The sequence below is a fragment of the Actinomadura citrea genome (genome assembly GCF_013409045.1).
Classification (GTDB): Bacteria; Actinomycetota; Actinomycetes; order Streptosporangiales; family Streptosporangiaceae; genus Spirillospora; species Spirillospora citrea.
In genome coordinates this window covers 1,839,705-1,860,296 of the sequence record NZ_JACCBT010000001.1, presented here as the reverse complement: position 1 = coordinate 1,860,296, position 20,592 = coordinate 1,839,705, and the positions used below count along the sequence as shown (strand labels likewise).

At 71.1% G+C, this 20,592-nt stretch carries 14 protein-coding genes; 2 read left to right on the top strand and 12 right to left on the bottom strand.

The genetic code is table 11. The annotated features are described in order from the left end of the window. Window positions 1-30: 30 nt before the first annotated feature. The 10 genes from thrC to BJ999_RS08805 form a co-directional block, all read right to left on the bottom strand. Window positions 31-1,359, bottom strand: coding sequence for a threonine synthase (gene thrC, locus BJ999_RS08850; protein ID WP_179832841.1), 1,329 nt, complete (start codon window positions 1,357-1,359; stop codon window positions 31-33). Window positions 1,360-1,369: 10 nt separating this feature from the next. After that, on the bottom strand, window positions 1,370-2,620 hold the full coding sequence (locus tag BJ999_RS08845) for a pyridoxal phosphate-dependent aminotransferase (RefSeq protein WP_179832840.1): 1,251 nt from the start codon (window positions 2,618-2,620) through the stop codon (window positions 1,370-1,372). A gap of 41 nt (window positions 2,621-2,661) precedes the next feature. Beyond that, window positions 2,662-5,817, bottom strand: a complete 3,156-nt coding sequence (locus BJ999_RS08840) for a non-ribosomal peptide synthetase (protein WP_179832839.1) — start codon at window positions 5,815-5,817, stop codon at window positions 2,662-2,664. Window positions 5,818-5,846: 29 nt separating this feature from the next. Then, window positions 5,847-10,268 (bottom strand): condensation domain-containing protein, encoded by a 4,422-nt coding sequence (locus BJ999_RS08835; RefSeq protein WP_179832838.1) that lies wholly within the window; start codon window positions 10,266-10,268, stop codon window positions 5,847-5,849. Window positions 10,269-10,341: 73 nt separating this feature from the next. Next, on the bottom strand, window positions 10,342-11,376 hold the full coding sequence (locus tag BJ999_RS08830; protein WP_229810259.1) for a TauD/TfdA family dioxygenase: 1,035 nt from the start codon (window positions 11,374-11,376) through the stop codon (window positions 10,342-10,344). Next, window positions 11,367-12,347 carry a TauD/TfdA family dioxygenase gene (locus BJ999_RS08825; RefSeq protein WP_218934993.1) on the bottom strand — a complete coding sequence of 327 codons (981 nt, stop codon included), beginning with the start codon at window positions 12,345-12,347 and terminating at the stop codon, window positions 11,367-11,369. Before BJ999_RS08825 ends, BJ999_RS08830 begins: the two co-directional genes overlap by 10 nt. Window positions 12,348-12,428: 81 nt before the next feature. Further along, window positions 12,429-12,731: an acyl carrier protein gene (locus BJ999_RS08820; protein WP_218934992.1), complete on the bottom strand. Its 303-nt coding sequence runs from the start codon at window positions 12,729-12,731 to the stop codon at window positions 12,429-12,431. Window positions 12,732-12,768: 37 nt separating this feature from the next. After that, window positions 12,769-13,626, bottom strand: coding sequence for a 3-hydroxyacyl-CoA dehydrogenase family protein (locus tag BJ999_RS08815; RefSeq protein WP_179832836.1), 858 nt, complete (start codon window positions 13,624-13,626; stop codon window positions 12,769-12,771). After that, entirely contained in the window at window positions 13,623-14,882 is a 1,260-nt protein-coding gene (locus tag BJ999_RS08810; protein ID WP_179832835.1) for a class-II aminoacyl-tRNA synthetase family protein, read from the bottom strand. Before BJ999_RS08810 ends, BJ999_RS08815 begins: the two co-directional genes overlap by 4 nt. After that, entirely contained in the window at window positions 14,879-16,039 is a 1,161-nt protein-coding gene (locus tag BJ999_RS08805; RefSeq protein WP_179832834.1) for an acyl-CoA dehydrogenase family protein, read from the bottom strand. Before BJ999_RS08805 ends, BJ999_RS08810 begins: the two co-directional genes overlap by 4 nt. Before the next feature lie 215 nt (window positions 16,040-16,254). Between BJ999_RS08805 and BJ999_RS08800 the strand changes: the two genes are divergently transcribed. After that, window positions 16,255-16,803, top strand: coding sequence for a GNAT family N-acetyltransferase (locus BJ999_RS08800; protein ID WP_179832833.1), 549 nt, complete (start codon window positions 16,255-16,257; stop codon window positions 16,801-16,803). Between the two features lie 639 nt (window positions 16,804-17,442). After that, the gene (locus BJ999_RS08795; protein ID WP_179832832.1) at window positions 17,443-18,411 is read left to right on the top strand and encodes a DMT family transporter; all 969 of its coding nucleotides are present in this window, start codon (window positions 17,443-17,445) and stop codon (window positions 18,409-18,411) included. Between the two features lie 157 nt (window positions 18,412-18,568). On the opposite strand, the gene BJ999_RS08790 is transcribed toward BJ999_RS08795, so the two are convergent. Then, the gene (locus BJ999_RS08790) at window positions 18,569-19,570 is read right to left on the bottom strand and encodes a LysR family transcriptional regulator (RefSeq protein ID WP_179832831.1); all 1,002 of its coding nucleotides are present in this window, start codon (window positions 19,568-19,570) and stop codon (window positions 18,569-18,571) included. A 112-nt stretch (window positions 19,571-19,682) separates the two neighbouring features. Further along, window positions 19,683-20,375, bottom strand: a complete 693-nt coding sequence (locus BJ999_RS08785) for a Crp/Fnr family transcriptional regulator (protein ID WP_179832830.1) — start codon at window positions 20,373-20,375, stop codon at window positions 19,683-19,685. Between the last annotated feature and the right edge of the window lie 217 nt (window positions 20,376-20,592).

The window sequence follows — 20,592 nt, the reverse complement described above, 5'->3', positions numbered from 1 at the left end:
GGTGACATGCGATATCAGAAAGCCGCCGCACTACCATTTTGGTTCTGGCTCGTCAAGGTCGGCTTCACTGCCGGTCTCCGCCGCCTCGGTGATGCCGATGGCGGCCACGGCCCGCAGGTCGGCCGCCACCGGGACGGCGCTCCCGCCCTCCGCGGAAGGCGCGGTCTTCAGTCCGCTGCCGGTGTTGAGCAGAACGACGCGGTCCGCGCTCCCGAGCTCCCCCCGCGCCACGAGGGCGGGCAGTGCGGCGGCTCCGGCCGCACTGGCCGGCTCGGGATACACGCCGCTTTCCGCGGCGAGCCAGTCGACCGCGGCGAATATCTCCTCGTCCTCCACCGCGACCACGAGTCCCGCGGTGTCCCGCACCGCCGCCAGAGCCCGGAATCCGTCCTGCGGCTCCCCGACGTTGATGCTCTCGGCGCGCGTGCGGGCCGGAGCCGGGCTGACGTCCGCGGCGCCCTCGGCCCAGGCGCGGTGAACCGCCGGCGAGGCGGCGGCCTGCACCCCGATCAGGCGCGGCATGCGGTCGATCCAGCCCATCGCCAGGGCATCGCACAGCCCTCTGTACAGGCCGACCAGGATGTTCCCGTCCCCCACGGGCACCACCACCGCGTCCGGCGCGGACCAGCCGAGCTGCTCGACGATCTCCAGAGCGGCGGTCTTCTTGCCCTCGGCGGTGCAGGGGTTGTACGCGGTGTTCCGGCAGTACCAACCCCATCGCCGGCACGCCGCCGTGCTCAGCCGGACGGCGTCGTCGTAGTCGCCGTCGACCACCAGGACGCGCGCCCCGTACCGGCTGATCTGGGTGACCTTCGTCGCCGGGGTGCCGCGGGGCACGAAGACCACGCACCGCAGGCCGACCGCCGCGGCCGCGCCGGCGAGCGCGGCCCCCGCGTTGCCCGAGGACGCCGTGGCGATCACGTTCCGGCCGCGGTCGAGCGCGTCGGCGACCGCGACGACGCTGGCCCGGTCCTTGAGGGCTCCGGACGGGTTGGCGGCCTCGTCCTTGATCCACAGTCGGCCCAGCCCCAGCCGCCGGGCGAGCCGGTCGGCCCGGTGCATCGGGGTCCAGCCGGCCACGTACCGGGACCTGACCCGGCGGGAACCGCCCCCGTCCATGCCGACGGGCAGCAGGCGGGCGTACCGCCAGAGGGAGTGCTCGTCGGTGAGCAGCACGTCGGCGGGCGGCCGGCCCGCACCGACCCGCTCGTAGTCGATGACCAGGGTCAGCCTGCCGGACCACCGGCACCGGGTGCACGCGTAGCGCAGGTCGCCGACCGGCGAGAAGGCGGCACATCGCGAGCACTCCCACCGCAGGTGGTCCATGCCGTCGGCGTCGGCCACGGGCTTCGGCGTCATCGCCGATTCCTCAACCTCGCGGCACGGCGTCGGCGTCCGCGTCGACGTCCGGAGGGGCTCCCGTGAAGAAGCCGGCCAGACGGTCGATGCCCTCCTCGTAGCGGGCGGAGGTGTAGGAGAGCCGTAGCGTGTCCGGCAAGCCGAAGTCCGAGCCGGGCACGGTCGCCACCCGCGTCGCCCGCATGATGCGCTCGGCCAGGGCGAGCGAACCGGGGACGTCGTGCCGGCGCAGATACTCGGCGCAGTCGAGGGTCAGATAGAAGCTCCCCCGGGAAGGGACGGCCCGCACCGAGGAAACCTGGCCAAGGCGTTCGAGCGTGTAGTCGCGCCGGGCGCCGTAGCGACCGGTCAGCGACCGCACGCCGTCCTGGTGGTCGAGCGCCGCGATGGCGCCGAACTGCGGCACCGGATCGGTGGTGAGAAGGGTGTGGTGCTGGATGACGGTGAGCGGGTGGACCAGCTCGTCCGGGACGATGGCGTAGCCGACCCGCCGCGCGTACATCCGGTGGGCCTTGGAGAACGCGTTCGTCACCACCAGCGGACTGGTCATCTCGTCGGCCAGGGCGATGGCCGAATACGGTTCGTCGTCGAAGTGGACGTTGTTGTAGATCTCGTCGGCGATCAGCACGGCGCGACCGGCGACGACCTCGTCGATCCGCCGGAAGGTCGCGGGATCGATGACGTTCCCCAGCGGGTTCCCAGGGGAGTTGACCACCACGATCCGGGTGCGCTCGTTGATCGCCGCGGCCAGCGAGTCCATGTCCACCTGGAGCGTGTCGAGGTCGATGCGGTAATGCCGGACCCGAGCGCCGGCCAGTCGCGCGGTGAAGGGGTAGAGCGGGTAGTAGGGCAGGGGCACGACCACCTCGTCGCCCGGGCCGGCCAGCAGCTGGGTGAGATTCCGGAAAGCCATGCTGGTGCCCACGCTGATGACGAACCGTTCGGACGGCACCTCGACGCCGTAGCGGCTCCGGTACTCGGCGGACAACCGGCGGCGCAGCTGCGGAAGGCCGCCCGGGAAGACCAGACTCGCCTTCGCGTAGTCCTGTGCCGCGTCCAGCATGGCCGCGATGATGGGCGGTTCCGGCGGCAGCTCGGACTTGCCGAGCGTGAGCCGGATGACGTCGTCATATCGCTGCTCGTAGTCACCCGCCATCTCGTCGAGGACGAACATGAGGAACCGTTCGTCCTCGAAGGAGATCGCCGGACGCAGCCGGCTCCCCGCGAGCGTGGGCGGCCGGGTGTCCTGTCCAACGGTCATGGTGCCTCCTGAGACCGGCGAGTTGAGATGGTCCGGGCTGATCACGATGGGGCTCGGCGGGGCTCGGGTGCGACGGCCTCCGCCAGCTGGGCGACCGTCGGCCGGCCGAGGACCCGGGCGGCCGAGAGCGGTGCACCGTTCCCCGGGTCGGCCCGCCCGGCGAGGCGCAGGGCGTGCAGAGGGCGGGCCCCCAGCCAGACGAGGTCGTCGGTCCTTCCCACCTCGTCCACGCCGAGCGACCCGGCGAAGCCGGACGCGAGCCGTTCCTCGACGGGGTCGGCCGGTGGCCGGTACCTTTCACCGGCTCCGGTGATGTCGGTGCTCCGGAGCCGCCGCCGGTCGAGTTTTCCGTTGGGCAGCAGCGGCGGTTCCGCCAGGGCGATGAACGCGGTCGGCACCATCGCCTCGGGAACCCGTCCACGCAGGTGGTCCCGCAGTTCGGCGACCGCTTCCTCGTGCTGCCCGGGCGGGTCGCCCACCCAGGAGACGAACGCGGTCAGAGTCATGCCGTCCGAAGCCTCCCCGGCCCCCTCCCGCTGGGGGACGACGGCGGCGTGCCGTACTCGCGGATGGTCGGTCAGCGCCGCCTCCACCTCGCCCGGCTCGGTCCGCACACCACGGACCTTGACCTGGTCGTCGGTCCGGTTGAGGAACTCCAGCTCCGCGCCGGGCAGTCGGCGGGCGCGGTCCCCGGTGCGGTAGAGCCGATCTCCGGGCCGGCCGGACAGGTGATCCGGCACGAACCGTTCGGCGGTCTCGGCCGGGCGGCCCCGGTAGCCCCACGCCAGCTGGGCGCCGCCGATGAACAGCTCGCCCGGGGTTCCGGGTGGGACCGGTTGGCCCAGCTCGTCCAGCAGGTACAGCCGCACACCGGTGACCGGGTGCCCGATCGGCACGGTCGTCCCCCGGGCTCCGGCCTCCGCCCGCCACCAGGTGGCGTCGACGCATGCCTCGGTCGGGCCGTAGAGGTTGAGCAGCGCGGCCTCGGTGTGGCCGATCACCGCGTCGGCCAGCCGCTGCGGCAGCGCCTCACCGCCGCAGCACACCAGCCGCAGTTCCGGGCACCGGGTGAAGGTGGCGCTCTCGGCCAGCACGGCGAGCAGGCTCGGCACCACCTGCAGAACGGTGACGGCCCGCTCCGTGAGGACCGTTTCCAGGGCGGCGATGTCCCGGTCCGCCCCGGCCGGGACGGTGACGACGGCCGCTCCGCAGCTCAGCGGGGCGAAGAACTCCCACAGCGCGGCGTCGAAGGCGACCGGTGTCCGCTGCGCCACCCGGTCGCCGGGCCGCAGCCCGAAGGCCTCCACCGCCCACCGCACCTGCTCCACCACCGCGCTGTGCGGCATCACCACGCCCTTGGGACGACCGGTGGAGCCGGAGGTGTAGAGCACGTAGGCGGGGGACTCCGGCGACGACCGGTCCAGCGGGGGCCGCCGCTCCTCGGGGCCGTCGCCCCGCCGGTCGAGGATCATCGTGGGCCCGGTGAAGTCGAGCCGGTCCGCCACGTCCGAACGGGTCAGCAGAAGGTCGGCGCCGGCGTCGCCGAGCGCGAACTCGCAGCGGCGCCGCGGATACCGGACGTCCAGGGGGAGGAACGCGCAGCCCGCGGCCAGCACCGCGACCAGTGCGACGACCAGGTCCGCCCCGGGGGGCACGTGCACCCCGACCAGGCCCTGCGGCGCCACGCCGGCCGTCCGGATCCGGTCGGCCAGTACGGTCACCCGTTCGTACAGCTCGTTGTAACCGACCACAGTGTCCCCGTCGATGACCGCGGGCGCGTCCGGGGTACGGGCCGCCTGCCGTGCGATGAGTCCGTGGAGTGTGGCCGGGTCTTCGGCGGCGGCGGACGAGGAGGGCGTCGACTCGGCGGGCCGGACGGACGCCGGGCCGGGGGGCACGGAACCGAGCAGCGGAGCACTGGTGCGGGGATCGCCTTCGACGTCGGCGGTGATCTCGGTCAGCGCCCGCAGGTAGTAGCCGAGGATCTCGGCCGGGTCGCCGCCGTGCCGGAAGAGCCGGAGGGTCATGCCGCCGGTCTCGGCGGCGTCCTCCACGGTGAGGGTCAGCGGCGCGACGGGAGACTCGGTGTAGGTGTGCTCGACCGCGTCCAGCAGTTCGCCGCCCGGCGGTCGATCGGCGGCCGGCATCTCGCAGTACTCGAACAGCGCACCCGGGACCAGGCCCGTCTCGACGAGTTCGGCCACCGGGAAGGACCGGTACGGCCGGTGGGCCGCCAGTGCCGCGTCCGTCCGCTCCACGAGCGAGGCCCAGGTCGGGACATCGCAGCACATCGAGACCGGCAGCAGGGAGCGGAAGTCCCCCAGGGACCCTCCGTCGACGCCCGCGGGCCCGCGCGCGTCATCGAGCAGCCACGTCCCCGCCGTGGCGGTGCCGCCGATCAGGGCGAGTACACGCAGGTAGGCGGCCAGCAGCACCGCGTCCCGGGAGGTCCCCGCCCGCTGGGCGGTCCGCCCCAGCCGGGTCGCCAGATCGGAGGGCAGCGCCGCCACCGCGGGAGCGCCCCGCGCGGACGCCGCGTCGGGTGATCGCCATGCCAGGCCGTCCGCGACCCGTTCCAGCGTTCGCCGCCAGTACCCGGTCGCCTCGGGCGTGACGGCGCCCCACTCCGCGGCGACCATGTCGCGCATCCCGGTCACCGGTGGCGCATCCGCGGACGGCCGGCCACGGAGTTCTGCCGCGTAACCGCGAAGCAGCGCGGTGGTGAGCAGCGCACTGCTGCGCCTGTCGAGCAGTGGCCCGGCGAGCCGGAGGGAGACCGTCACCCGGCCACCGGACGTTCGTCGCACCGTGCAGCGCGAAGCGGCGGGCAGGCCGAGCGGGCCGGTCGGCAGTTCGGCGACCTCGCCGCCATCGGTCCCCGTCCGCGGCCGGCCGGCGAGGGCGGGCTCGGCGGGGTCCGTGGTCGGGGCCGGATGCACCAGGTGCACCGGTCCCCCGGACGGCGGCAGGTGGACCGTACTGCGCAGTACGGGATGGCGCCCGACCAGACCGGCGAGCGCGCGGACGAGCGCGGGCCGGTCGCACGGGCCGTCGAACGCGACGCTCACCTCGCTCGCCCGGCCGGGATCGGCCAGCAGCGCCGCCTGCTGCCAGGCGGTGAGCGGAAAGACGTCCGCGATCCGCCCCGGTCCCGCGGCGGTCGCGTCGCGGTGCACCACCGGCCCCTGCGTCATCATCACGGTTCTCCCATCGGCTCGCCGCAGCCTCAGCCCTGTCCCTGCAGAGCTCGCAGCCGGTTCACGCTTGAGGTGTCCAGCGCCTGCCGCACCTGTGCGGACACGTTCACGTCACCGTCCGCGGTGGCGAAGACCAGGCCGTCCGGCTCGGCGGCCAGGCGCCGCACGAGGTCGAGGTACTCGTCGGCGAACTGGCCGACGAACGCCGGTTCGAACAGATCGGCCGAGTAGTGGAACATGCAGTGCACACCGCCCTCCCATTCGTAGAGCTCGGCGACCAGGTCGAAGCGGGCCACTTCGTGATCGGTCTCGAACAGGGTCGCCTCCACCTCCCCGAACCGCAGAGGCGCGAACGGCGCGTTCTGGAAGTTGAACGCCACCTGCACCAGCGGGACGCGGTCCGTGGCGCGGTCCGGTCCGAGCTCGCTGACCAGCCGCTCGAACGGCAGGTCCTCATGGGCGAGGGCGCCCAGGTGCACCCGCCGGACATGCTGCAGAAGCCGGCGGAACGTCGGTTCTCCGGAAAGGTCGAGACGCACCGGGAGGGTGTTGACGAAGAACCCGACGAGGTTCTCCAGATCCGGATGGGAGCGGCCCGCCACCGGCACCCCGATGACGAAGTCGCGCCGGCCGGCACGGCGGGCGACCAGCACGGCGAACGCCGCGAACAGCACCATGAACAGCGTGCCGCCCTCCTGCCGGGCCAGATCGCGCACGATCCGGAGGACGTCGGGCGTGAGGTCGACATCGCACCGGCCGCCCCGGTGGGACCGTTCCGCGGGCCGCGGCCGCCCGGGCTGGAGTTCGAGCATCTCCGGCGCGTCCCTGAGCCGCCCGACCCAGTACTTCAGCAGTTCGTCGAGCGGCTCGCCGGTCAGCCGCCGCCGCTGCCATGCCGCGAAGTCGGCGTACTGCGCCGACAGCGGGGCCAGCGTCCCCTCGCGTCCGTCGGCGAACCTCTGATAGAGCTCGCCCAGATCGCGGAAGAGCACGCCGGTCGACCAGCCGTCGATCGCCAGGTGGTGCAGGCAGATGCCGATCACGTGATCGTCGTCGTCCAGCCGGACGACCCGGACCTTGAACAGCGGGGCGACCGACAGGTCGAAGCGCCCGGCGCTGTCCTCCTCCAGCATCGTGCGCGCTCTGCTCTCGGCCTCCGGCAGCGGAAGGGACGAGAGGTCGCTGAAGGCGAGCGGCGGTTCCAGCGACCCGTGGACGACCTGGACGGGACGTCCGTCCCTCTCGTCCAGGCGGGTCCGCAGCAACTCGTGCCGCTCCATGACGGCGGCGAGCGCGGCCCGGAACGCCGGCACGTCCACGGGTCCGCGTAGCCGGCAGGGCAGCAGGATGTTGTCGTGGCGCGCCGCCCCTCCGAGCCGGTCCATGATCCACAGGCGCTCCTGGGCGAAGGACGCGGGAATCGGCCCGGTCCGATCGCACCTCGGAATCGCCCGTTCCGGCTCCAGCGTGGCTCCGGAGCGCAGCGCCGCCATCACGGCGTGCGCCGTGCCGATCACCGTGGGGTCCCCGAACAGGTCGTTGAGGGTGAAGTCCACGCCCAGGGCCGAGCGGATCCGCGACACCAGCTTGATCGCGAGGAGCGAGTGACCCCCGAGGTCGAAGAAGTCCTCGTCGACGCCGGGGGCGCGGTCGAAGACCTGGGCCCAGATGCCCGTCAGGACCTCGATCATCACGGCGGCGGGCGACGCCGCGGGCACGGCCTCCCGCCCGCCGTCCTCCTCCGGTGCCGGCAGGGCGGCCACGTCCGGCTGCCCGTCCCGGGCCGTCGGCATGGCGGCGAGCGGTACGAACGCCGACGGCACCAGCCGTGCCGGCAGCCGGAGCATGAGGAACTCCTCCAGCTCCGCGGCGTCCGGCATGTCCTGCACGGACTCGCCGGCCGGCACGACATACGCGGTGAGCCGTTGTTCACCGGACGGCCCCGTTCCCACGGTCACCGCCGCGTCCCGCACACCCGGATGCCCGGCCAGCACCGCCTCCACCGCCCACTGCCGGGCGCCTGCGTTCCTCGCGGGCACGGGGCCGTCGGCGTCTGCCGCGGACGGCAGCACCCGCGCATGGCCCCGGCGGCGCGCCACGAGCGGCGCCGCGACGAGCTCCCCCGTGCCTGCGTGCCAGAACGAACTCTGCGGCACCGGATGCGGGAACCGGTACTCCTCCACCAGATCCGCACCTGTCCCCTGGGTCAGCTCAAGCCGCGACGCCGTCGGCACCGGGCCGGGCACGAAGACGAGGCGCAGGGAACGGCACCGCCCGAGGGCGGATGCCACCGAGCCCGGTGGCGAGCCGGGGATGACGGCGACGGTGGCCTCGTTCTCGACGAGGATCTCTTCGAGGACGGCCGGGGACACCCCCGCGGACGGCCGGGCGGCGCGCGGCGGGAGGACCAGCGCCGCACCGGAGGACATCGTCCAGAAGATGTCGCGCACCGACTCCGCCGAACCGGGCGAACGCAGATGTGCGACGCGGTCATCGGCGGACAGGGGGAAGTGCTCGCCCATCCAGTGCAGCAGCCCTGCCAGCGCGTCGTACCTGATCAGGGAGGCCGCGGGCTCCTGCGCGTCATGCCCGAGCACCGCCCAGCGCGTCGCGGATGGGGCGTCCGCCGCGCTCCCCCCGGGAGTGGGCCCCGCGCCCGGGTGCTCCGCCGCCTCCCGCTCCCCCAGCCGCAGGAGCCGCAGATCACCGCCCACCGTCACCTGGTCGGTCGCGGCCGGCGAGTCGGCGTGGGAGCCGTCGCAGAGCACGACCGTGGCACCGGCGGCGGCCACCGCGGCGCCGATCCGCTCCCCGCCGTCGTCCGGATCCAGCGGCAGGATCGTGCCCCCGGCCTTCACCACGGCCAGCAGGCCCACCGCCAGTTCCGCGGACGGGCCCAGCATGACGGCGACGGGGCCCGCTCCGGAGCGGCGCAGCTCGTCGGCGACGCGTTCGGCCCGGCGGTCCAGTTCTCCGTACGTCAGCGTGAGATCGCCACAGATGATCGCCGGCGCGTCCGGGGTGCGCAGGCACTGGCCGGTCAGCCGGTCGAGGGACCGTCCAGGGGACGGAACGCCGGTCGTGGTGACCCCGTCGTCCGCCGCGGCCCGCCCGACGGGTTCCGGCCATCCCGGCAGCTCGCCGAGGCGGCGTTCGGGATCGGTGGCGGCGATGGTGAGGATCTCCACCACCAGGTCGCGGACACGCTCGGCCGTGTCCCGCCGGAAGCGCACCGGATCGTAGCCGAGGGCCATCCGCAACCGCCGCTGGTCGGGCACGACCGTCAGGTGCAGGGGGTAGTGCGGCTGCTGGATGACCCGCAGGTCGGCGACCCGGACCGTCCCCCCGTCGGTCCAGCTCGGCCGCACCGGATAGTTGATGTAGACGACCAGGCTCTCGAACAGCGCGGTGCCGCGCGGTACCTCGCTCCATCGCTGGACGTGCGCCAGGGGGCTGTAGTCGTACTCCCGGCCGTCGGCCAGCTGCGCCTGGAGCCCGGTCAGCCAGTCGGCGAGCGAGGTGTCCCCGGCGACCCGGGCCCGGACCGGAAGGACGTTGATGAACAGCCCGACCATGTCGTCCACGCCGGCGAACTCGGGTGGGCGGCCGGAGACCACCGAGCCGAACACGACGTCTTCCCGCCCGCTGTACCGGCTGAGCGTCAACGCCCACGCCGCCTGGACCACCGTGCCCAGCGTCAGCCGGCGCGTCCGGGCCAGAGCCTCCAGCCCTGTGAACACCTCCGGGGGCAGCGTCGCGTGGACCTCGCCGAACTCCGGCCCGTTCCTGACCGGGGGGTCGACGGCTTCTCCGCCGATCGGAGTGGGCTCGGTGAATCCGGCGAGGCGCTCGCTCCAGAAGCTCTCGGCTCTCCCGAGATCCTGCCGCTGGGTCCACGCGACGTACTCCCAGAACGGTCTCGGTGCCCCCCGCTCGGGCAGCCGTCCGGCGGCGAGCTCCCGGTACCAGCCGAACACGTCGTCGAGCACGAGATAGGTCGACCATCCGTCGAGCAGCAGATGGTGGTAGGACCAGACCAGCCACCACGCCTCATCGGCGACCCGGACCACGGCCAGGCGCATCAGCGGAGCCCGCCCGAGTTCGAAGGGACGGGTCCTGTCCTCGTCGAGCATGGCGTTCAGCCGCTGCTCGATCTCCTCCGCGGGCGTGCCCCGCCAGTCCGACTCCTGCCATTCGGGCTCGGCGTCATCGCTCACCACCTGCACCGGCAGGTCCAGCCGCTCGTAGTGGAACGAGGTGCGCAGGATCGGGTGCCGGCGGATGACGGCGCGCCAGGACTCCCGCAGCAGCGACGGGCTGAGGGCGCCCTCCAGGCGAAGGCAGAGCTGGTAGATCGTCTCACCGGAGTCCTGCTTGCGCAGCGCCTCGAAGAACATCCCGTCCTGCAACGGCGTCAGCCGGCAGATCCGCTCGATTTGGTCGGGACGCATCTGTAACCCACCTTCGGGGGACTGGGAGATCGAGTGGCGATCGACCGACACGTCGGCTCGCGGGCCGCCGGGCTCAGCCGGCGACCGGTTCGGGCGCGGGTTCCACCGTGGGCCGGCAGTCGGCCAGACTCACCTGTTCGCCCATCGCGACGAGGATCTTCCGATCGCCGCGGAAGGCCTCGCGGCCATGGCAGGACAGGATGTTGTCGACCAGCAGCAGGTCGCCCGGCCGCCACGGCTCACGGCGCTGGGCGCCGTCGTACGCGGCGTTCAGCGCGGCGATGTCCTCGGCGTCGATGGGGCTCCCATCGCCGTAGAGAGTGTCGAAGGGCAGCCCGTCCGGTCCGTAGCTGGTCAGGAGAACATCCCGGATGTCGGGGTCGAGGGAGTGCTGGTTCCAGAAGGCGATGTGGTTGAACCACACCTCCTCGCCCGTCCCCGGATGATGGATGGTCGTCGCCCGCCGCTGCGTCGTCGCCAGGCCGCCGTCGGGCAGCCATCTGTATCCGATGGAGCTGCGACGGCAGTAGTCCTCCACCCTGGCGCGGTCGGACGTTCCGAAGGCGGTCGACCACGGCAGGGAGACATGTTCGCGGTAGTTGCGCGCGAGTACCCACCCCAGCCGGCGGAAGCGGTCGGCCAGCTCCGCGGGGACCCGTGCGAGCACCTCCCGGGTGTCGGCCACGGTGGTGGCCCCGCCCTCTTCCGGTGCCACCAGGCAGCCGAAAAGCAGGATTCCGGGGAAGTCCAGGGTGTAGCTGTTCTCGTTGTGCAGCCGGATCACCTGCGCGCTGGGCAGGTCGGTGGACGACAGCACCCCCTCCCCGTAGTCGCTGCGCGGTGTCGCCTTCTCCCGGTAGCTCACCCTCTGGTCGAGCAGAACGTCGCGCGCCCCGGCGAAGTCGTGGACGCTCTCGATGGGCAGACCCCGAACCAGCAGACATCCGTATCGGGCCAGCGCCGCGCCGAAGGCACCGCGCCGCTCGGTCAACCACTCGCGGGCGGTCGCCATGGACGTGGTCTCGCCCGCCTGCGCGATCGGCGGCCCGGACTCTCCGACGGACAAGCCCAGTTCGGCGATGGCCTGGTCGTTCACCGTCACGTCCATCCCTCCTTCCCCGGTCCGCGCGCCGCCGCCGGACCGATCGGCCCCGACGGCGAGCAGTCCGCCATCCGCCGCGGCTCTCCCATGGCGACCAGCACCCGGCGGTCCCCGGTGAACGGCTCACGCCCATGGCTGCACAGGAGGTTGTCGACCAGCACCAGATCGCCCCGCCGCCAGCTCTCGCGGACCATCACCTCGTCGAAGGCCCTGTTGATGACGGCCACGTCCGCGGGATCGATCGGCGAGCCGTCGCCGTAGTAGGTGTTCTGCGGTAACCCGTCCGGACCGCATGCGGCCACCAGGATCTCCCGGGTCTCGGGATCGTGAGTCCACTCGTTGAACACCGCGACGTGGTTGAACCAGCTCTCTTCACCCGTCGACGGATGCCGGACCGTGGCCGAGCGGACTCCGCTGGTGCGCAGCCGGTCGTCCGGCAGCCACTCATAGCTCAGCTGGTTCTGGTCGCAGTACGACTCGACGGCCGCGCGGTCCGCCGTGCCGAAGGCCTGCTGCCACGGCATTCCCACATGCTTCTGGAAATTCCGGACGATCATCCAGCCGCGGCGCCTGAACCGTTCGACCAGATCGGCGGGCAATGCGGCCAGTACCCGGCGGGTGTCGCCCAGGGTGGTGGCACCGCCCCGCTCGGGCGGAACCAGGCAGCAGAACAGCAGGATCCCCGGGAACACCACGCTGTAGCTGTCCTCGCAGTGCAACCGGATGCGCTGCACCGGCGGCAGATCGGTCGCCGAGAAGATGCCGTTCCCGTAGCCGGTTCGCGGGGTCGTCTCCTCCCTGGGAACTTCCAGGTGGTCTTCGAGAAGCACATCCCGTGCGGCGGCGAAATGCTCAGGGGACGCCAACGGCAGTCCACGGATCATCAGGCTTCCATGGCGGCGCAACTCGGTCAGAACCCTCTCCCGGTTGTCCGCCAGCCATGCCTGCGCGGAAGCCGCGTCGGCGACGCCGTCCACCCGCACGAGGGTCGGCGCCCCGTCGGCCGCGGCGGCATCCGCACCGTCGGACGAGTCCCGTCCGGCGTGACGAACCATCGGTCATCCTCCGATCGGGCCGGTCGGCGCGACGGCCCGCTTCCCCAGCACGAAGCGGGTGATGGCATCGACGCTCATGAAATTCGCAATGTCCAGATCGTCGCCGGAGACCGCGAGATCGAAGGTGCGCTCGACCCAGGTGAGGATCTGCACGGCGAACAGGGAGCTGACGAAGCCGGTGGCGAAGATGTCGACATCGTCGGCGATCGACGCTCCCCCGGTGTGCTGGGACACGAATTCCCGCACCATGGCGATCACCCGCCCACCGTCGGGTTCCCGCGAGTTCCCGCCGAGTTCACCGTCCATGGGTCCCTGCCCTCCTCCACGTTGGTACGAGCCGGCGTCAGTCGTGGTCATAGACATGGAAACCTCGTCCGGTCTTCCGTCCGAGGTGACCGGCGTCCACATACCTGCGAAGCAGCGGGCACGGCCGGTACTTCGGATCCTGGAACTCCTCCAGCAGGACCTCCAGCGAATAGAGAACGGTGTCGAGACCGATGAGGTCGGCGGTCTCCATGGGCCCCATCCGGTGTCCGAAGCATTTCTTGAAGAGCCGGTCGATGTCCTTGGGCGAGGAAACCTGCTCGTGCAGCAGGAATATCGCCTCATTGATGGTGAGCATGAGCACGCGGTTGGTCACGAAACCGGAGGAGTCGCCGACGAGCACAGTCTCCTTGCCGATGTCGGCCAGCAGCCCCCGGGACAGCTCAAGGGTCGCGTCGCTCGTGTGGACGCCTCGTATGATCTCGACGAGAGGCATGACCGGAACCGGGTTCATGAAATGATTGCCGATCACCTTGTCCGGTCGGCCCGTGCACCCTGCCAGCCTGGTGATGGGAATGGCCGACGTGTTGACCGCGAGTACGCACTCCGGCCCGCAGACGCGGTCCAAACTCCGATAGAGGTCTTTCTTGACCGCCCACTTCTCGGTCACGTTCTCCACCACGTAGTCGGCGCCGCGAAGGTCGCCCAGGTCGGTGGTCGGCGTGATCAGTGCGAGGATCTCGTCGGGCGTGCGCTTTGCGGGCCGGCCGACCACCACGGGCAGCAGCCGGGCGTTTCCCGCGATCGTCTCTCTGGCGGTCTTCAGCGCCGCCTCGGAGATGTCGATCAGGGTGACCGGGTACCCCGCCTCGGCGAAGGCATGGGCGACTCCGGTGCCGATGGTGCCGGCGCCGACGACTCCGACCGTCTGAATCATCGATCGACTCCCCTACCGTGCGGGCGACCGCGTTCGTCGCCGCGGAACTCTTCCGGCCAGCCGCTTTCATCGAGCCCGTGCTGGCAGACGAAGGCGTATGCCAGCCGCTCCAGGCCGAACCCCACACATCCGGTCCAGACCGGTCCGCGGTCACGGCCGGTGATGTCGAACGCCGTCCCGAAGTGCTGCTCGTGGAAATTGAACGACCCGACGGCGACGGTCGCATCCGGGGCGATGTCCAGACGCAGCTCGTACTTCAGTTCGAGAAGCCGTTGCGCGGATATCCGCGACGCCCCGTCGGCGGCGCAGAAGAACGGGTCCGTGGCCACCTCGCAGCGTCCGGAGAGGCCGAGCCGTTCGACCAGTTCGATCGCTCGTCGCAGGAAGCGTTCCCGGCCGTCCAGGACCTGCTCGCGCTCCCCCATGAACACGATCTCGCGGATCGTGAAGTCCCACAGCCGCTCCAGCGAGGTGTGGTAGCGGCCCTCATACCGGAACGACTTTCCGCGAGCGGTGACCACCGTGGACGGCGACGAGAGCCGTTTCCCCGCGTACTGATGGAAGGTGTGATAGCACATGGTCGGCGGTAGGCAGTAGTCCGCGTTGCGGCAATGGGCGAGCATCGCCTCGCCGACGTGTCCCTCGTCGTGGTCCCGCTCGGTGAACTTCCGGTAGACGTCCAGGTCGCCCCGCAGCCGGGTGGCGAGCATGACGTGCTGGGGAAACGCACTGAAGTATCCGCTGCGCTGCAAGGCCCCGGTGGGAACGAGCGTGGGATAGCGGAACTCGGTGGCGCCGAGCTCGGTGACGGCGATCTCCCGCAGCATGCCGTCGAAACGGTCCATGAGCGTCAGCACGGGCTCACCGACCGCGATCTGCCCCTCCCCCGCCTCGAAGGCCGCGCCCCGGTCCGCCAGCGCCTCGAAGATGTCGGGCCGCGTGTCCGTTGTGCGGGTCGAGCGCCAGACCACCTTGGGGGGACGGGCCAGCTGGCCGAGGACGTCCATGCGGACCATGCGCCGGAGTTTGCGGGAGAGCGCGGCGGTCGGCTCGGCCGTGCCGGTCCGCAGCAGCACCGCGTCCACGGCGTCGCCCTGACCGCGCAGCAGCCGGAAGCTCGCGATGTCCTCGGAGACGAAGAAGATCCGCCTGGCCAGCTCGGTGGCGAGCTCGGAGGGTACCGGGCGGGGCAGCCGGACCGTGTGCTCGGTCGCCCTCCCCCCGGGCCGACCGTTCCTGCTCGGCCGGGTGCTCACGGCGCACCCGGCAGGCCGAGCAGGCTCGCGATGATCGACCGCTGGATCTGCGACGTACCGCCATAGATCGTTCCGGCGAGCGCGTCGCGCAGCTCTCGTTCCATCCCGCCCTCGGTGAGGTAGCCGCGGGCGCCATGGATCTGGACCGCCTCCAGGGCGGTTTCGAGCAGACCCTCGCTGACGACGAGCTTGAGGATCGACGACTCCAGCATGGCCAGCCGGCCCTCCCGCTTCAGCCAGCCGAACTTGTACAGCATCAACTGCGCGAGTTCGAGGCGTATTCGCATGTCGGCCAGCGTGTGGGACACGGCCTGAAACGAACCGATCGGCCGGCCGAACTGCTCACGCTTTGCAGCGTGGTCGACACAGGTCTCCAGCAGCCGCCGCAATGTCCCGACGCCGCTGGCGAAAAGGAAACCGCGCTCCCATTCGATCGTCGACGTGAATATCTGGTGCCCGGCGCCCTCCCGGCCCAGCAGGTGCTCCTCGTCGAGCCGTACGTCCGAGAATTGGATCTCTCCCATGGGGGCGCCGCGCAGGCCGGCCTTTTCCAGCTCGCGCGCGATCCGCACTCCTGGCGCATCGGCACGTACGAGGAACGCCGACAGCCCGCGCTCGGGCGCCTCCGATTCGCTGGTCCGGGCGAAGGTGACGAAGAGGTCGGCACACGATCCGTTGCTGATGAAGGTCTTGGTCCCGTTCAGCACCCAGCCCGAGCCGCTCCGGTGAGCGGTGGTGGCCAGCGCCAGCATGTCCGAGCCCGCCTGCGGCTCGGTCAGGGCGTGCGCGCCGATGACGGTGCCCTTGCATAATTCCGGTAGCCACCGGGCCTTCTGGTGTTCGGTGCCGTACTTGACCAGGTAGATCGCGCAGGCCCAGACGTGATTGTTGATCGCGAAGAGCAGGCCGTTGTTCGAACATCCGTAGCCGAGCGCCTCGAAGGCCAGCGCCGAGGTGAGCGGGTCGAACCCGGAGCCGCCGTGGTCACGGGGCACCGGCCAGCCCAGTGCTCCGAAGTCGGCGGCCTTCTGCCAGCCATCGGTGTCGAGGCTTCCCGACCTGTCGGAGTCGCCGGTGCGACCGCCCAGCTCTTGGCGTGCAAAACGAACTGTTTCTGCGCACAGCTCTCGCTGCCACGGGCTTATCGCAAAATCCACGCACTACCTCCTGGGCATGGGCGGCCATCGGCACCTGGCGAACGGCGTTGCGTTGTGCCGCCGGGCGACCCACATGCAGAGCATGGCCGCTCACCGCGTCCCAGGGCATGTCACGCAAACGCGGGACTTGCCCGCCTGTCCCGCCTGGGGCATCTGTTGAAACGGCCGTAGGCGTGTACTCCAGAACTGATGGGCGTCTTCACTAAGGAGAAAGCGTGCTGCTACGGATGGCTACCCCCGCAGATCTGAGCGCGCTGCTGGGCATATACGACAGCACCCTGCGCTGGCTGGCCGAGCGCGGCACGGACCAATGGCAGGAGCCCCGCCTGGAACCCGAGATGATGAAGGCGGCCATCCTGGCGTCCATCCACCACCGGCAGACCTGGTGCGCGATCGACGAACAGGGCGGACATGCCGGCCTGGTGACGATCAAACCGCACACCCCGCCGGGCCTTTGGCGGCCGGAGGAGGAGAGCGAGCCCCACCGTTACCTCTACCTGGCGCTCGTGTCCAGAGAGAACACCGGCGTCGGGCTCGGGGCCGACCTGGTGGACTGGGCCGTCACCCGGGCGGCCAAGGCCGGAGCGCGCTGGGCTCGCGGTGACGTGTGGACCGCCAACAAGCCCCTCCAGGAGTACTACCTGCGGCATGGATGGCAATTGGTGCGCTATGTCCATCGGCCGGACCAGCCGTCGGGTGCGCTGATCCAACGGCCCGCCGTGCCATGCGAGACTCCACGCCTCGTCGAGGTGCCCGAGACGTGAAGAAGCCCGATTGCGGGACGCACCGCTGAAAACCGCTTCTACCAGGCCCGCAATGCCGCTTCGCTCCGCGATGGGGCGTCTGCGGCCCGGTGGCGAGGCCGCGGGATGGCCAATACCGGCCGAATGACTTCCGCTCGAATGTGATCGGTCATCGCGTGGTCACGCCCTGGAGACCGGGCTGTCAAGGGACCGTCCCGCCGGCCGGCCCTGCACGGAAGCGCGGCTACTCCGGGGCGCGACTCGGGCGACATTTAAGGAACGGTCCAAAATAGCGGCCGTCTTTTGTCTTAGCACGTTCCATAACGCCTCTGAGCTGCGAAGACAGGAAACGGCGGGCCAGCCTCATGCACCGGGTGGAGCACCCGATAAGCGCTCCCGCCACCAAGGCCGATCCGCCGTTCCCCGCGCGCCCCTGCCGACGGATGACAAGTCCGCCGCGTTCAAGAGGGGCTTACGCGCTTGACAATATAACACTTACCACGGGCCGATCGCCCTGTTACCATCCGATTGAACTCAAAGAAGAGCCCGTTCCGGCTCTCTCAGCGAGTTGCACTGTTCACCAAGGTGCAACCAGGGAGAGCCGGGACTGACAACCCGGGACTTCCTGGTGCACCCATGCACCGAAAGGGGAGTCCCCGAATGGACTTCACCAAACCAAAAGCGGGCGGCGAGCTGGACAAGTCCAGCGAAGCCGCTCCGCCCCAGGGCAAGCTCGCCGCCCTCGTGGTGGCGGCACTCGTGATCGGCGAGACCGGCGTCATCCTCCAGCTCTTCTTCAACGTGATCAAGGAGGAGGGCGCCATCATGACCTCCTTCCTGCAGACCGTTGTGGGGACGGCGCTGCTGTGGTGCGTGGTCCGGCCGAATCTCAAGGCCGGGTGGCCGCTGTGGTGGCGTTCGCTCGCCATCGGCGGTTCGAGCGTGCTCAGCCTCGTCGCTGCGAGGGAGGCCATGACCCTCGTCCCCTACGGGACGATCACGTGCCTGGCGTTCGTCTTCGGCCCGATGGCCGCCGCGAGCTTCAGGATCATCCGCGCCAGGATGATGCGGACGCTCATATGGCCGCTCCTGGCCGCAGCGTCCGTGTTCCTGCTGGTCGACGGACTCGGGTCCGGCGACCTCGTGGGCTTCGGGCTCATCGCGCTGGTGGCGCTCGCCTACCACGTGTACGCGACGACCACCTCCGGCCTCCAGAGGGACGAGGTCAACACGGTGGCGACCTTGGCAAGGCTGCCCACCGTGCTCCTCCTCACGGGGATGCTCTTCTCCGCTGAGGAGCCCGACGCGCTGCTCCACGTCAGTGGGGAAGCCTGGTGGGTCTGCTCGGTCTCCGGCGCCGTCGGCGTCGTGGCCCTGCTGATGATCAACGCGGCATGGAAGCGCGGCCTCACGGTCACGACCCACGCCAGCGTGATGCCCGCCGACAACGGGCTCGCAATGGTCGACGGCATGATCGCCGGCCAATTCCCGTCCCTGGCCAACTGGCTCGGGGCCGGGCTGGTCATCATCTCGGAGGTGGGCGCCACGCGCGCCCGGATCCCGGACCGGAAGCAGCCGCCGAAGTTCTCCATGTGGCTCGACGGCCTTCCGGCCAGGTTCAAAGGCTGACCCGAACGCGTGGACACGCATCGGGTAACGAGGTGAGGCCCTAGGGCCGATCCGCTAGCCGCGGCGGGGAGGGATCACCCTCCCCGCCGTCTTTTGTGCAACCCGCCCGGCCCCGGTGCGACAGGCGGCCCCTCCGACAGGGCCGGAACGCGTCCGGTCAGGCGGTCACCAGGGTCTCGACGCCGGCGGGGAGGCTGCCGGCCAGGGCGGCCTCGACGAGGAACGTCTGGAGCGTCTCCTGGAATGCTCGGGCCGCGTGGGTGAGCTCGACGTCCTTGCGGTGGGCGAGCGCGATGGTGCGGAGCAGGCCGGGGCCGTGGCGGCCGCGGCGGGTCTCCTCGTCCGCCAGGACGAGCGGGGTTCCACGCAGGCCGGGGCGTCCGGCCAGCACCATGCTGGGGACCACCGCGATGCCGAGCCCGACCTCCACGAAGCGCAGGACGGCGTCCATCTCGCCGCCCTCGACCGCGAACCTCGGCTCGAACCCGGCGGCCCTGCACGCGCTGATGGTCGCCTCGCGCAGGTCGTATCCGGCACGGAACATCACCAGCGGGCGGTTCTGCAGGTCCTCGATGCGCAGGTAAGAGCGGCGCGGCAGCTGGGCGGCCCTCGGGGAGCGCTCCGGGGCGTCCGGCCCGGGTCCCGCCGGGGAGGCCACCACCAGGTACTCGCGCAGGATCGGTGTCGTGTCCAGTGGCGGGTCGCCGTGCAGGGGAAGGATGACCAGGGCCATGTCCAGCGAGCCGCGCGTCAGCTCCCGGACGAGGTCGCGGGAGCCTCCTTCCTCGACGATGAGCTGGATCCCCGGATAGGTGTCGTGGAAGCGGCGAAGGACGTCCGCCAGCAGGCCCGCGCACAGGGACGGAGTCGCGCCGAGCCGTACCCGCCCGCGCTTGAGGCCGACCAGCTCCTGGACCTCCAGGCGGGCCGTGTCGACATCGGCCAGTATGCGCTTTGCCAGAGGGAGCAGCGCCTCACCCGCGGGAGTGAGGGTGATGTTGCCCCGCGCGCGGCTGAACAGCGACACGTTCAGCTCGTTCTCCAGCGCGCGGATCTGCTTGGACAGCGAAGGCTGCGCGACGCGCAGCAGCTCGGCGGCCTGCGTGAAATGGCGTACCTCGGCGACCGCGACGAAGTAGGCGAGCTGCTGCAGCTGCATCCTGCACAGGGTACGGGTCACCGTCCCTCACGCCCTCCACGGGGGCGGTGTCCCTCCGGGGACGCCCCCGGCAACTCCGCCGGCCCACTCCTTCTCGGCGCTCGGTCGCGGGTCAGCGCGCGTGGCGGCGTAGGGCCTGGAGGTCGTGGACGATGAGGCGGCGGCGGCCCGTCTCTATCCAGCCGTGCCGGCGCAGCGTGCGCAGTGCCTTGCTGACCGCCTCGCGGGACGCGCCCACCCAGCCCGCCAGCTCTTCCTGCGACAGGTTCAGCGTGATCTGGACGCTGTCGCCGCCCGCCGCGCCCGTCCGGCGGTCGTAGGGCACGCCGAACCGCTCCGCCAGCTCGACGAGGCGCTGCGCGACCCGCCCCGTCGCGTCGAACATGCCGAACTCGACGCGCTTGCGGTCGGCGTCGCGCCAGCGCTGGCACAGCATCCGCATGATGAGGACGGAGACGCGGCCGTGCACCTGTAAGAACGCCATGAACTCGTCGGCCGTGACCGCGAGCGCCCCCACCGGTTCGAGCGCGATGACCGTCGCCGAGCGGGGCAGCCCGTCGATCGCGGCGACCTCGCCGAGCAGCGCCCCCGGACCGCGCACCGCCAGGATGGTCTCGCCGCCGAACTCCCGGTAGGAGCACGCCTTGACCCGGCCCCGCAACAGGACCGCCACCCAGCCGGGGTCCTCCCCCTCGACGAAGAGGGTCTCCCCTCGGTCGAAGTCGCGGACGCGGCCGCGGGCCGCCAGCTCCTCGCGTTCCACCGGGGTGAGATCGCCGAGGAACGAACCTTCGAGGGCGCTCATGCCCACAACGCTAAAGGGCCTGGAGCGTTCCCGCCTCCCGGGAAAGAATCACGGTTCAATCACGCGTTGTGTGCACTTATCCCTACTCGAACATTCGAGGGTGCGCCAGTGTTGGACGCGGCGTGCACGGCCGGAGTCGTCCCGGCGTCCACGGCGTTCACGGGGAACGGCGGAACGGCGGGCGGCGGGCCGGGGGCGCGCCGCCCGCCGGGCCACG